Genomic DNA, 12862 nt, shown 5'->3' with positions numbered 1-12862 from the left:
GGCCAACACGCTTCCAGAAACTCGGTGTCATCCCCGCGAAAGCGGGGACCTCCGTTTGGGAATGAGATTCCCGCTTGCGCGGGAATGACGCGGGAGATTGTTAGAAAAACACCCGTCACGGCGGCACCCGGAGGACATCTTTGGGCGCCGCCGCGTCGGGAGGTTCGACTTACTCGTAGGTCACGACGGCTTCTTCGCCGAATTCGTCGACGAGCGCGTCATGATAAGTCTGGACGACTTCTTCGACCGGCACGCCATCGACGAGATCCGAGGTCGCCTGCTGGATCAGCGCCGAAACGGTCTGATAGCCGGGGACGGTATCGCGGCCGGTGGTGTCGGCAGCCAGTGCCGTTGCCTTGGCGAGGAACGGATCGGCCATATATTCCGGAGATTCCGAAATATCCGTGCGAACGGCCATGCGGTGCGTCGCCAGGGTCCAGGCCTTGAAATTGTCGAGGTCGAAGATCGAGGTCACGAGCTTGAAGGCGAGGTCCTTGTCGCTGGCATTGGCATTGACGCCGATGGCCCAGCCGCCGGAAATATTTGTCGTTGCCTTGGTCCCGGGTTCGCCCGAGCCCGGCCACGGCGTCCAGGCGACGAGCGCATCGCGCTCCTCGCGGCTCGGCGGGGTGTTGCAGTCCCAAAGGCATGCATCTTCCCAGGAACCGGAGGCGAGAATGCCGAGCTGGTCATTGGCCAGCGCCGCACGCACCGCTGCGCCGATATCGGTGGCATAGTTGAGATCGGCCGGGTTCAGTTCGCGTTCGGCATAGACCTGGTGGTAGAAGTCGAAAGTGCGGCGCAGGGCCGGGCTGTCGCCGATCCACTGATTGGTATCGCGCTTGAGGAGACGATTGCGGTCGCCTTCCGGCACGTCGGCGCCGAGCAGCGCCATATAGACGCCCTGCATGGTGGCCGCTTCCGCCTGCTTGGTGCCGGCCGGCAACTGGAACGGATACTGCACGCCCGCATCCTTGAGTTTTTGGGCGGCATCGAGAATGTCGGCCCAGCTCTTGGGCTCCCATGGGGTGGGAATACCGGCCTTCTCGAAATTGGACAGATCATACCAGAGCATGCGCACGTCGGTATCGGTGGGCAGGGCATAGATCTGGCCCTGATAGGACGCGACTTCCAAGAGGCCCTTCATATAGGGCTCGAACTGGTCCCAGCCATTGAGCGGCTCGTTGAGCGGCAGCAGATAACCGGCCGAAGCCAGTTCGCTGACCATGAAGGAGTCCATCACATTGACATCGGCGGCAGTGCCGGCGCTGAGATCGAGCGCGATGCGCTGGTCATAGCCCTGGCCCGGCAGCTTGATGGCCTTCACGGTTTCGCCGGTCTCGGCCTCAAAGGCCGTGATGCCGGGCTCGACCAGTGCCGCCAGCCATTCGGGATACATGAACGATACTTCCGCCTGGGCGGGGATCGCGGACGCGGCCATCAAGGTCATGGCGGCCACCGTCGTCAGAAAACCGGTTCTGAGCATTAACTCCTCCTCTGCTCTGCTGCCGCTTATCGCATGCGGCATTATCCGGGACCTCCACATCCCGAACGGCCAGAACGTAATCACATGTGATGCAACGTTGCAATTACAATTCGAAAATTGTCATGCATGCTGACATATAGAGTTTTTTATCATTATTTTTCAATGGTGATACGAGGGTTGCATCGATTTCAGCCCGGCCTGAATCTTATCCAACGTTGCAAAAAATTCATCATTGGTTTGCCGGCGCGCCCGTGTAAAATCGGGGCGGGGAAAGCAATGAGCAGCAAGACGACGACGAACAATATGGCCAGTGGCAAGCGGCGCGTGACGCTCAAGACCATCGCCGAGATGACTGGTCTCAGCCTTTCCACTGTTTCCCTGTCCCTAAGGGGCGGCACCACGCTCAAGCAGGAAACCCGCGACAAGGTCAACGAAGCGGCCAAGGCGCTCGGCTATGTGCCCGATCGCGCCGGCGTGCGCCTGCGCACCGGCAAAACCAATGTCATTGCCCTGGTGCTCGATGGCTCGGAAGATTCAATCGATTTTGCCCGCAGCATGATCCAGGGCATCGGCCACGCCATTCAGGGCACGCGCTACCACCTGACGGTGATCCCCGAATTCGAGCGGCACCTGTCGACCGACACGATCAACTACATTCTCTCCAATCGCACCGCCGATGGCGTGATTATCACCCATACCGGCCCGCGCGATCCGCGCGTGCAGATGATGATCGATGCCGACTTCCCCTTCGTCAGCCATGGGCGCACGGAGTTTTATACGCCGCACGCCTATCACGATTTTCATTCCGAGGATTTTGCGGCGCTGGCGGTCAGACGCCTCGCCGGCAAGGGCTGTCGCGATATCATGCTCGTCATCGGCGATGACAGTACCACCAATTACCACAATATCGTCACCAGTTTCCGCAAGGAGGCGGCGCGCGCCGGCATCGAGGCGCGCGTCCTCGAAGGCACGGTCAAGCTCAGCCCCGCCGAAATGCGCAGCGTCGGCATGGAGCTCGCTGCCGCCGGGGACCGGCCGGATGGCATCGTCTGCGACAGCGAAATGCGCACCATTGCCCTCGTCGGCGGCCTCACCGAGGGCGGCGTGACCCTCGGGCGCGAAGTGCAACTGATCTATAAGCAGACCTCGGGCATTCTGCCGACGCTCTTCCCGCAGATGGACAGCATTCGCGAGGACGTCTTTGCCGCCGGTGGCGAACTGACCCGGCTCCTCATCCGCCGCATCGACGGCGTCGCCGCCCAGGACCTGCAGACCCTCGCCGAACCCCAGCCCCACTGGCGCAGCGGCTAGGTTTGTGAAGCTGCCCAATACTCGATTGTCACCCCGGCGAAGGCCGGGGCCCATCCTGAGATCTCAAGATGGATCCCGGCCTTCGCCGGGATGACAGCCGGTGTTTTTAAAAGCATTCAGGCCTTCGCCCGCGCCAGCGCTGCCTTCATCTTGACCGTATGGTTGAGCGCATAGGCGAGCCCGACCTGGATCGACAGCCCCACCACCAGGATCGCTGCATCGGTAAGAGCACTCTCCGGCACGCCGGCCTTTACCGCCTGGAACAGCAGACTCAGCGCCGTGCCCGTGGCAAAAACCGCAAGGCCCTGCCGCCCCATGGCGCGCAGCGGAGAAACCCAGGGCGAAGCGGCAATCGCCTGCATGCTGGGAATGGAAGCCAACACATAGAACAGACACAGCGCATGCAAGAGCCGCGGCAGGGAAAGAAAGGTCTTGTCGAAGGAGTGGATGTGGAAGGGCGCCCCGATCTGCCAGAACCAGCGCAAGACACCATTGCCCATGGCGCCCACCGGCGACACTTTCATCCACAACAGCGACAGGACCAGAAATCCCAGCGCCAGCAGAAATGCCAGGGGATGAGTCGGAAAGGCGCGCTTGCCGAGCTTCATGCCCATGCCGGCCACAAGCCCCAGCACAAAGATCAACTGCCAGGAAAGCGGATTGAAAAACCAGCCGCCAGAATTGGGATAGTTCGGGAAATTGAGCCTGAACGTGCCGGCCAGCACCCAGAGCAGCACCGAGCCCGCCACCAACCAATAGGGCTTTTTCAAACCGACGACGATCAGCGCCGGCGTCACCAGCAGGAAGGTCAGGTAGAGCGGCAGGATATTGAGATAGCCGAACTGATGCGTCAGCAGCGGAATGCCGATCAGCACCTCGAGCGGCTTCTGCGCCAGCGCCTTCAGATTATTGGTCGTCAGCAGCTCATAGAGGCCAAAAAAATGCGCCGCCGCGGCAAAGGTGCCGAGGAAGATGAAGGTCAGCGTCAGGTGCACGAAATAGAGCTGCCGCGCTCGCGCCCAGGGCCGCGCAATAGCAAGCCAGACCGGCACCTGCTTGAGGAACGCGCCCGAATAAGCGAGTCCTGCCGCAACGCCCGACATGAAGACGAAAGCCTCAGCCGCATCGGAAAAGCCGAAATTGCGATTGGTGAAAGCCTCGAACACATTGCCCGGCACATGATTGATAAAAATCATCACCAGCGCCAGCCCGCGGAACATGTCGAGCCGCTCGTCGCGCGCGCCCTGGGGCAGGGGGGCAGGGCCAGCCGCAATGGCGCGCAGGCCCGGGATACGATCCCAGACGGTCGGCTTGCGCTCAAGCATGGACGGCGACTTCGGCAAGGCCCACCGTCACGACAGGCTCGGTCGCCCGCCAACTGGCGAGGATGGCATCGGCTTCGACGATGATCGGGCTTGGTGCCCGTTCATTGGCGGTCGAGAATAGCCAGGTGCTGACCGGCCGCTCGCCGCCGCGCGCCGTTGCCCAGATGACGAAGGGCGCGAGGAGGGCAGGACCCGCCACCGGCAGCAACCAGGGCAGGAATGCCGGCCCGGCATAGGCCATGAACACCAAGGCCGCGAGCGCCGCCAAAACGATCCACCAGCTCGCCGAAAACGCCGTCTTCAGCGGCACCGCCTTGGCGTCGCGCTCGGTTGCCGGCCAGCCGCCATCCATGCCGAAAAGAATCTGGAACACCGCGCGGCTCTGAAAGCCGAGCAGAACCGGGGCGATCACAGTCGAGATGACAATCTCGCTCAACACCGAGGGAATGATCCGCCAGCCGCCAAAGGCCGCATTGGTGCCGTCCATGGCGCCGCGGAGGGCAATGGCGAATTTGGGCAGGAGCAGCGTTGCCAGCACACCGGCGCCGATCACCCAGGGCGTCGCCCCCCAGCGCTCGCCGCCGCTATCGGGCGTAAGGCTTGAAAGCAGGCTCGCCGCCATCAACAGCAGCCAGAGCGGCGAGGCGAGATAGGCCATGATGCCCTGGACGAAGGTGAACCGGCTCCAGAATTTCAGCCCCGGCGCAGCAATCAGCCGGCGATGCTGCAGGTTGCCCTGGCACCAGCGGCGGTCACGCTTGGCATATTCGATGAGGTTCTCCGGCCCCTGTTCGAACGAACCGAGCAGTTCAGGATCGACCTCAACCTTCCAGCCGCCGCGAGCCAAAAGCGCCGCCTCGACATAGTCGTGGCTCAAGATATGCCCACCATAGGGCGGTTTTCCCGAAAGCACCGGCAGGCCGCAGCAGGAGGCAAAGGCGCGCACGCGCACAATGGCATTATGCCCCCAATAGGGACCGTCCTCGCCCTGCAGCATGGCGGAGCCACGGGCAAAATAGCGCGAAAAATAGGCCGAGGAAAAAGCCATCATGCGCCCGAACAGGGTCCGCGCGGCGATCACCACCGGCACCGTCTGCAAGAGTCCGAGTTTCGGATCACTATCCATGCGCCGCACCATGGCCAGCATGGTCTCGGCTTCCATCAGGCTGTCGGCATCGAGAATGATGGCATAGTCATAAGCCGCGCCCGAGCGGGCGATGAAATCCTCGATATTGCCGGCCTTGCGGCCGACATTGCGCTCGCGGCGGCGATAGAAGATGCGCCCCGGCGCGTCCGGCTCGACGATCAGCCGCTCGAATTCGCTCGCTTCCTCGGCCGCAACCTCGAGCGATGTCGTGTCCGAGAGAATGGCGAAATGAAAATGCTCGCCGAGACCCTTGGCGACAATCTGCCGGTTCATCGCCGCAATGCGCGCAAAGGTTTCGACCGGGTCTTCATTGTAGATCGGCACCAGAATGGCCGTCTTGCCCTCGGGCCGCGTCAGGTCCATGAGGCGCCGCGATTTCGGCGACAGCGCCCCCAAAAGCCCGATCGTGCCACCCCAGACCAGCCAGAAGCCGGTCAGGACGAGCAGGATCGTGCGCAACCAATCAAGAAAAACCGGGCGATTGCCCCCGATCAGGTCGAGAAAGGCGATGCCGGCGGTCAGGCTCACGGCCGCGGCGAAGCCCAGCGTGAGCAGCCGCAGCCACCCAGCCCGCCCCGGAGTGAACCGATTAGCCATTCACCTTGCCCTAGTTGCGCTGCCAGACGAGAAAGAAGGCCTTGAAGAAGCCGCCAAAGGCCGGGCCGCGCTCAAGCGTCTGCTTGGGCATGGCGAGAGGGGCATTGGGAAGGCCGTCAATAGGCTGAAAGGGCTGGTGCTTCATGCAGGTTCTCCGCGCCACTGATAAAGCCAGGCTTCCGTCAGTGGTTCGCCGCCGGAGCCAATGCTGGCCCGCAGCTCGATAAGGTTCTGACCTTCCGTCTCGACATCGAGGACCAGACGCCAAAGTCCATTGGCGTCGATCTGCGAGAAGGTCGACGATGTAATTTCACCGGCCGATGCCTTGGCATCGACTTCGAAGATCGTGTCCGGCGACAGGTCTGCGAGCCGCCCGCCATCGAAGTCGATGACGAATTTCCGCAGGGTTGCCGCGTTTTCGACGCCGGAAACGCCACCCTGGCCAATGCGGGTTTCAACCACATGCGCCAGTTCGGCATCTTCCTTGGGAACGAGGTCACCCCAGATCAGGCGATAGCCATATTCACGTTCCTGGCCGGCCTTGGGCGGTTCGTTCGGAATCCAGAACGCCGCGATGTTGTCATCGGTTTCCGACTTGGCCGGAATTTCGATGAGACGCACCTGGCCCTGGCCCCAATCATGGGTCGGTTCGACACGCATGGAGGGGCGGCGCTCGTAATGCGCGCCGGCATCCTGGTAGTCGTCAAAGTTGCGATTGCGCTGATAAAGGCCAAAGGCGCGCATATTGGCATCCCAGAAGAAGGAATTGCCCAATTGCGGCGTATTATTGAGCTGGCGCCATTGCGGCAGCCCGGCCTCGGGTTCGAAGACGAGCCCAGAGCAATCATGCACCTGCGGCCGGAAATCGTCGAACTGGTGGCGATTGGTCTCGGCAAAGAGGAACATCGAGGTCAGCGGCGCAATGCCGATTTCCCCGATATCGCTGCGGAAATAGAGCCGCGCCGTGACATCCATCACCGTCTCCTGCTGGTTTTCGCCCGCCGGTGAAATCAGGAAACGATAGGCGCCAGTCACGCTCGGGCTTTCAAGCGCGGCATAAACAGTCAGTGGACCCTCGCCCGTGGGGCGCTCCACATAGAATTCGGAAAAACGCGGAAATTCTTCCGGGCCTTCGCGCCAGGAATTGATGAGCAGGCCACGCGCGCTCGACCCATAGATATTGCCGCGGCCCAGGGCGCGGAAATAGCTGGCGCCCAGGAACGCGACGAGTTCGTCTGCGAGGTCGGGCGTATTGAGAGGATAGTTGATACGGAAGCCGGCAATACCCGGGAATTCCGCGGTCTCAATCGTCTTGCGCTCGGTATCGTCATCGAAGTGATAGATGAAATCTTCGCTGTCGAAGGCGAAGGGATGCGCATCGCCATCGGTGATTTCATAGACCGAGACGGTTTCCTTGAAGAGCCAACCGGGCGGAAAGGCCTGGATCTGAAAACCGTGATCGTCACCGCGCCAGCGTGCCTTGTCCGTGTTGAACTGCACGCGGCGATAGCCGTCATAGTTGAGGCCGGTATAGACCGGGGAGTCGATCAGGACGGGGCTCTGATAGGGCTGAGCCGCCAGGTCCTTCATGCGCTGAGAGAAGCTGTCATAGTCGAAGGCGCCCGACATGGGCTCGATCGCCAGGACAGTCTGGGTCAGCGATGTGGAAGTAAGCAAGGCGATGGAAGCGGCGGCGCCGGAGAGAAAGGCGCGGCGAGACAGTCGATTATTTGGGGCGGTGAGCATTTGTGACGCTTGTTGTTCTTCGCTATCCATCAATTTCCGGCAACGTCGCCAAGCCGGTAAAGTTGTCGCATGGCGGGCATGCAGCAAACGCATGGCGCAATGCTGCCCAAAAACCGCCTTGAAACCGTCTTCACCGTCTCGTGATGAGCAGGCGAGGCTGAGCTAAGGGGCAAATGGGGCGAAAGACTGGCGCATGAAGAAAACGTTAAAAAACTGTCATATGACGGAAAAGAAAACCCCCGTGAGTCAGTGACTTCCGAGGTTCGGCGCGCGATTTGTCGCAGTGTGGGACACGGCCTCCGGCAGCGGTTTTAGCCCCCGCGCCGATGCCAGTTGCCAAAAATCTCAGGCAATTCCCCCGAGGCAGACATATTTGATCTCGACAAAGTCTTCGATGCCATAGCGCGACCCCTCGCGCCCCAGCCCCGAGAGTTTTACGCCGCCAAACGGCGCCTCGGCGGTGGAAACGAGCCCGGTGTTTACACCGACCATCCCATATTCGAGCGCCTCGGCAACCCGCCACACCCGGCTCAGGTCCCGCGCATAGAAATAAGAAGCCAGCCCGAACTCGGTATCATTGGCCTGCGCGATGACATCGGCCTCGTCCTTGAAGCGGAACAGCGGCGCTACCGGCCCAAAGGTCTCTTCCCGCGCCACGGCCATCTCCGCCGTCACATCGGCCAGAACCGTCGGCTCATAGAATGTGCCCCCAAGCGGGGAAACCTTGCCCCCGCGCAGCACTTTTGCGCCCTTGCCCAAAGCATCGGCGACGTGCTCTTCCACTTTTTCGAGCGCCGCCTGATCGATCAGCGGCCCCAGAATAACACCCTCGTCAAAGCCATTGCCCGTTTTCAGCGTGCCTACGGCCTTGCTGAGCTTTTCCGCAAAGGCGTCATACACACCGTCCTGCACATAGATGCGATTGGCGCAGACGCAGGTCTGCCCATTGTTGCGAAACTTCGCGATCAGCGCCCCGTCGACAGCCGCATCGAGATCGGCATCGTCAAAAACGATAAACGGCGCATTGCCCCCTAGCTCCAGCCCCAGTTTCTTGATCGTCGGCGCGCTCTGCTTGTAGAGCTCGGCCCCCACCTCGGTTGACCCAGTAAACGTCAGCTTCCGCACGATCGGATTGGCGGTCATCTCCGCCCCAATTTCCCTAGCGGAGCCGGTTACGACGCTGAAAAGCCCCTTGGGCAATCCAGCCCGCTCCGCCAAAACCGCAATGGCAATAGCCGAAAATGGCGTCTGCGAAGCCGGCTTGAGCACCATCGCACAACCCGCCGCCAGCGCCGGCCCCGCTTTTCGCGTGATCATCGCATTAGGAAAATTCCACGGCGTAATCGCCGCGACCACACCGATCGGCTGCTTCATCACCATGATCCGCGCATCCGCCCGATGCCCGGGGATCAGGTCGCCATAAACCCGCCGTGCCTCCTCGGCGAACCATTCGATAAAGCTCGCCCCATAGACGATCTCCCCCGTCGCCTCGGCCACAGGCTTGCCCTGTTCGAGCGTGAGAATCTTGCCCAAGTCCTCCTTGTTCTCGATCATCAGCTCGAACCAGCGCCGCAAAATATTGGACCGCTCCTTGGCCGTCCGCTTCGCCCACAGTTTTTGCGCGCCCTCGGCAAACTCGATGGCCTCGCGCGTTTCCGCCGCACCCAGCTTGGGCACATGCCCGATTACTTCGCCCGTCGCCGGATTGGTCACCGCAATGCCGGCTCCATCCGCCTCGATCCAGCGCTCCCCCACAAGCGCGGCCTGGCGAAAAAGCGTCGAATCCTTGAGCTGCATGGTCCACTCCCTTGGGCTGTCGGGGACAGCATATACAATCGGACCCGGCCATGGACACCCACCGGGCTTGCGCCGGCCCGGTTCCACTTGTACCTGACGGAAACAGACGCCCAAAAGGAGAGCCCAGATGAAATCCCGTGCTGCCGTTGCCTTCGCACCCGGAAAGCCCTTGGAAATCGTCGAGATCGACGTCGCCCCGCCCAAGAAGGGCGAAGTGCTGATCAGGATCACCGATACGGGCGTCTGCCACACCGATGCCTTCACACTTTCGGGCGACGACCCGGAAGGCCTCTTCCCCGTCGTTCTCGGCCATGAAGGCGCCGGCACCGTCGTCGAAGTCGGCGAAGGCGTCACCTCGGTAAAACCGGGCGACCACGTCATTCCGCTCTATACCGCCGAATGCGGCGAGTGCCTCTTCTGCAAGTCGGGAAAAACCAATCTCTGCACCGCCGTGCGCGCCACCCAGGGCAAGGGCGTCATGCCCGACGGCACCACCCGTTTTTCCTATAATGGCCAGCCGCTCTACCACTACATGGGCTGCTCGACCTTCTCCGAATATACGGTCGTCGCCGAATTCTCCCTCGCCAAGATCAACCCCGAAGCTAACCACGAGCACGTCTGTCTGCTCGGTTGCGGCGTCACCACCGGCATCGGCGCCGTCCACAACACGGCAAAAGTGCAGGAAGGCGATAGCGTCGCCGTCTTCGGTCTCGGCGGCATCGGCCTCGCCGTCATTCAGGGCGCCCGCCAGGCCAAGGCCGGCCGCATCATCGCCGTCGACACCAATCCCGGCAAATTCGACCTCGCCCGCGAATTCGGCGCCACCGACTGCATCAACCCAAAAGATCACGACAAGCCGATCCAGCAGGTCATCGTCGAAATGACCGGCTGGGGTGTCGATCACTCCTTCGAGTGCATCGGTAATGTCAACGTCATGCGCGCCGCGCTCGAATGCGCCCATCGCGGCTGGGGCCAGTCGATCATCATCGGCGTTGCCGGCGCCGGCCAGGAAATCTCCACCCGCCCGTTCCAGCTGGTCACCGGCCGCAAGTGGATGGGCACCGCCTTCGGTGGCGTCAAGGGCCGCACCCAGCTCCCCGGCATGGTCGAAGACGCCATGGCGGGCAAGATCGACTTAAAACCCTTCGTGACCCACACCATGGGCCTCGACGAGATCAATACCGCCTTCGACCTCATGCACGAAGGCAAGTCGATCCGCTCGGTCATCAAGTACTGATTCTTTTGTAATTTGGCAGCCAAGTCGCGCCACCCACCGACCGTCATCCCCGCGAAAGCGGGGACCTCCGTTTAAAACAGGGGTTCCCGCTTTCGCGGGAATGACATCGAGGAAGAGGGGCGGCCGGAGCTTTGCAGCCAGACCCGGCACGAAGATACCAATCCAATGAATCTCATCGAACAACACGCCAGTTTCGGCGGCACGCAGAGCGTTTTCCGGCACACGTCCAAAACCCTCAACTGCGACATGACCTTCGGCATTTTCGTGCCCCAGCACGCTGAAGGCACCCGCCTCCCCGTCATCTACTGGCTCTCCGGCCTCACCTGCACCGAGCAGAATTTTGTGACAAAAGCCGGCGCCCAGGCCTATGCGGCTGAGCACGGCGTCATCGTCGTCGCCCCCGACACCTCGCCCCGCGGCGATGACGTCGCCGACGACCCCGCCTACGACCTCGGCAAAGGCGCCGGCTTCTACCTCAACGCCACCCAAGCCCCCTGGGCCGCACACTTCCGCATGTACGACTACATCGTGGACGAACTGCCCGCTCTCATCGAAGCCAATTTCCCGGTCAGCGAACGCCGCTCGATCATGGGCCACTCCATGGGCGGCCACGGCGCCATCACCATCGCCCTCAAAAATCCCGGCCGCTACCGCGCCGTCTCCGCCTTTTCCCCCATCGTCGCGCCAAGCCAGGTGCCCTGGGGCGAAAAAGCCTTTGCCGCCTATCTCGGCCCCGACCGCGAGACGTGGAAACAATACGACGCAACCGCGCTCCTCGCTTCCGCGACCGAACGCCTGCCCATCCTGATCGACCAGGGCGAAGCTGACAATTTCCTCGCCGAGCAGCTCAAACCCGAAATCTTCACCGCCGAAGCCGCGCGCCACAATCACCCGGTCACGCTCAACCTGCGCCTCGGCTACGATCACTCCTATTATTTCATCGCCAGCTTCATCGGCACCCACATCGCCCACCACGCAAACGCGCTAAAGGCCTGACGCCCCTTGACGGCGGCCGCATAGAAAGCACTATCGCGGCCGTCAACCAAAGGCCCCCATCATGAGCGAGCAGGAACGCCGCCCCTTTGTCAGCGCCCGCACGGTGGCCGAACGCGCCGGCGTGTCGCGCTCGGCCGTGTCGCGCACCTTTACCGATGGCGCCAGCGTTTCCGAGGAAACCCGCCGCAAGGTGCTCGAAGCCGCGAGCGAACTTGGCTACCACGTCAATCACCTGGCCCGCGGCCTGCGCGAACGCAGCAATATCGTCTGCCTCGTCGTCGCCGACATGACGACCCCCATCCGTGCCCGCCTCGTCGACGTCCTCACGCGAAAACTGCAGGCTGCCGGCAAGGTGATCATGATCATCAATACCGGCACCGACGAGGAAAGCGTGGCCTCAGCCCTGCGCCAGACCCTCAATTATCGCGCCGATGCCACGGTGGTCCTTTCCGGCACGCCCTCGGCAAAACTGATCGAAACCAGCCTCGCCAATGGCCAGCAGGTCGTGCTGATCAATCGCGACGATCCCCTGACCGGTTGCCACAATCTCAGCGTCGACAATGAAATGGGTGGACGCGAAGCCTTCTTCCTGCTCCGCCGCGCCGGCTGCAAGCGCCTCGCCCTCGTCACCTCCACGGCGAGCACCGCGAGCCTCCTCGAACGCGAACGCGTCTTCGTCGAGGTCGCGAAAGAGGCAGGCATGGACGTCACCGTCATGGCCGCCGGTCCCACCAACTACGCCTCCGGCTACGAAAGCGCCCGCCGCCTCTTCGGCCGCTCCGATGGCCCCGATGGCGTCTTCTGCGTCACCGATCTCCTGGCGCTCGGCTTCATGGATGCCGCCCGCCACGAATTCGGCCTCTCCCTGCCGGGCGATCTCTGCCTTGTCGGATTCGACGATATCGACGAGGGCGATTGGCAATCCTACAAGCTCACCACCTTCGCCCAGCCCTTCGCCGCCATGGGTGATCACCTGGTTGAACTGCTCGGTCAGACCGTTCCTGCCGAAACCGGCAGGCGGATTTTCGAGCCCATTCCCATCTGGCGAAAAAGCGTAAGGCCATCAGCGGAATAGCCGGTCCGGCCGGGCTCGTTTTGCCCCTTGCACAGCGTTGCACACGCGCGCAATGAACACGCTGTCATGAAAGCGTTATCGAAGCCAAATATCTAGCTTCACCGAAAGAGATGCAAATGCACTTGTGTGCAAGCGTCATTCGGTG

General features: G+C 62.0%; 10 protein-coding genes. 4 read left to right on the top strand and 6 right to left on the bottom strand.

The genetic code is table 11. The features are described from left to right. Positions 1 to 169: 169 nt before the first annotated feature. A complete protein-coding gene (locus JP75_RS25075) occupies positions 170 to 1486 on the bottom strand; it encodes an extracellular solute-binding protein (RefSeq protein WP_051960346.1) in 1317 nt (438 codons plus the stop codon). Between the two features lie 276 nt (positions 1487 to 1762). On the opposite strand from JP75_RS25075, the gene JP75_RS04390 reads away from it, so the two are divergent. Beyond that, positions 1763 to 2797 carry a LacI family transcriptional regulator gene (locus JP75_RS04390; RefSeq protein ID WP_051960345.1) on the top strand — a complete coding sequence of 345 codons (1035 nt, stop codon included), beginning with the start codon at positions 1763 to 1765 and terminating at the stop codon, positions 2795 to 2797. A 116-nt stretch (positions 2798 to 2913) separates the two neighbouring features. On the opposite strand, the gene JP75_RS04385 is transcribed toward JP75_RS04390, so the two are convergent. The 5 genes from JP75_RS04385 to gabD form a co-directional block, all read right to left on the bottom strand. Beyond that, positions 2914 to 4122 (bottom strand): OpgC family protein, encoded by a 1209-nt coding sequence (locus tag JP75_RS04385; protein ID WP_051960344.1) that lies wholly within the window; start codon positions 4120 to 4122, stop codon positions 2914 to 2916. Continuing rightward, complete coding sequence (mdoH, locus tag JP75_RS04380; protein ID WP_051960343.1) at positions 4115 to 5866, bottom strand: glucans biosynthesis glucosyltransferase MdoH; 1752 nt, start codon at positions 5864 to 5866, stop codon at positions 4115 to 4117. The genes JP75_RS04385 and mdoH overlap by 8 nt, the downstream gene beginning before the upstream one ends. Before the next feature lie 10 nt (positions 5867 to 5876). Next, complete coding sequence (locus tag JP75_RS27185) at positions 5877 to 6011, bottom strand: hypothetical protein (RefSeq protein ID WP_280113984.1); 135 nt, start codon at positions 6009 to 6011, stop codon at positions 5877 to 5879. Further along, a complete protein-coding gene (locus JP75_RS04375; RefSeq protein WP_035079739.1) occupies positions 6008 to 7612 on the bottom strand; it encodes an OpgD/OpgG family glucan biosynthesis protein in 1605 nt (534 codons plus the stop codon). Before JP75_RS04375 ends, JP75_RS27185 begins: the two co-directional genes overlap by 4 nt. A gap of 345 nt (positions 7613 to 7957) precedes the next feature. Continuing rightward, positions 7958 to 9409 (bottom strand): NADP-dependent succinate-semialdehyde dehydrogenase, encoded by a 1452-nt coding sequence (gene gabD, locus JP75_RS04370; RefSeq protein ID WP_035079736.1) that lies wholly within the window; start codon positions 9407 to 9409, stop codon positions 7958 to 7960. A 127-nt stretch (positions 9410 to 9536) separates the two neighbouring features. Here gabD and JP75_RS04365 point away from each other — a divergent pair, with 127 nt between their 5' ends. The 3 genes from JP75_RS04365 to JP75_RS04355 all read left to right on the top strand — a co-directional run bounded on the left by JP75_RS04365 (position 9537) and on the right by JP75_RS04355 (position 12717). After that, positions 9537 to 10646 (top strand): S-(hydroxymethyl)glutathione dehydrogenase/class III alcohol dehydrogenase, encoded by a 1110-nt coding sequence (locus JP75_RS04365; protein WP_035079733.1) that lies wholly within the window; start codon positions 9537 to 9539, stop codon positions 10644 to 10646. A 165-nt stretch (positions 10647 to 10811) separates the two neighbouring features. Further along, positions 10812 to 11642 (top strand): S-formylglutathione hydrolase, encoded by an 831-nt coding sequence (gene fghA, locus JP75_RS04360; protein WP_035079730.1) that lies wholly within the window; start codon positions 10812 to 10814, stop codon positions 11640 to 11642. Between the two features lie 61 nt (positions 11643 to 11703). Further along, positions 11704 to 12717, top strand: coding sequence for a LacI family DNA-binding transcriptional regulator (locus JP75_RS04355; RefSeq protein ID WP_035079727.1), 1014 nt, complete (start codon positions 11704 to 11706; stop codon positions 12715 to 12717). Positions 12718 to 12862: the final 145 nt, after the last annotated feature.

Origin of the sequence: Devosia riboflavina (assembly GCF_000743575.1) — a bacterium.
GTDB classification, from domain to species: Bacteria; Pseudomonadota; Alphaproteobacteria; order Rhizobiales; family Devosiaceae; genus Devosia; species Devosia riboflavina.
The sequence above is the reverse complement of the archived record's forward strand: the minus strand, read 5'-3'. Positions and strand labels throughout refer to the sequence as shown.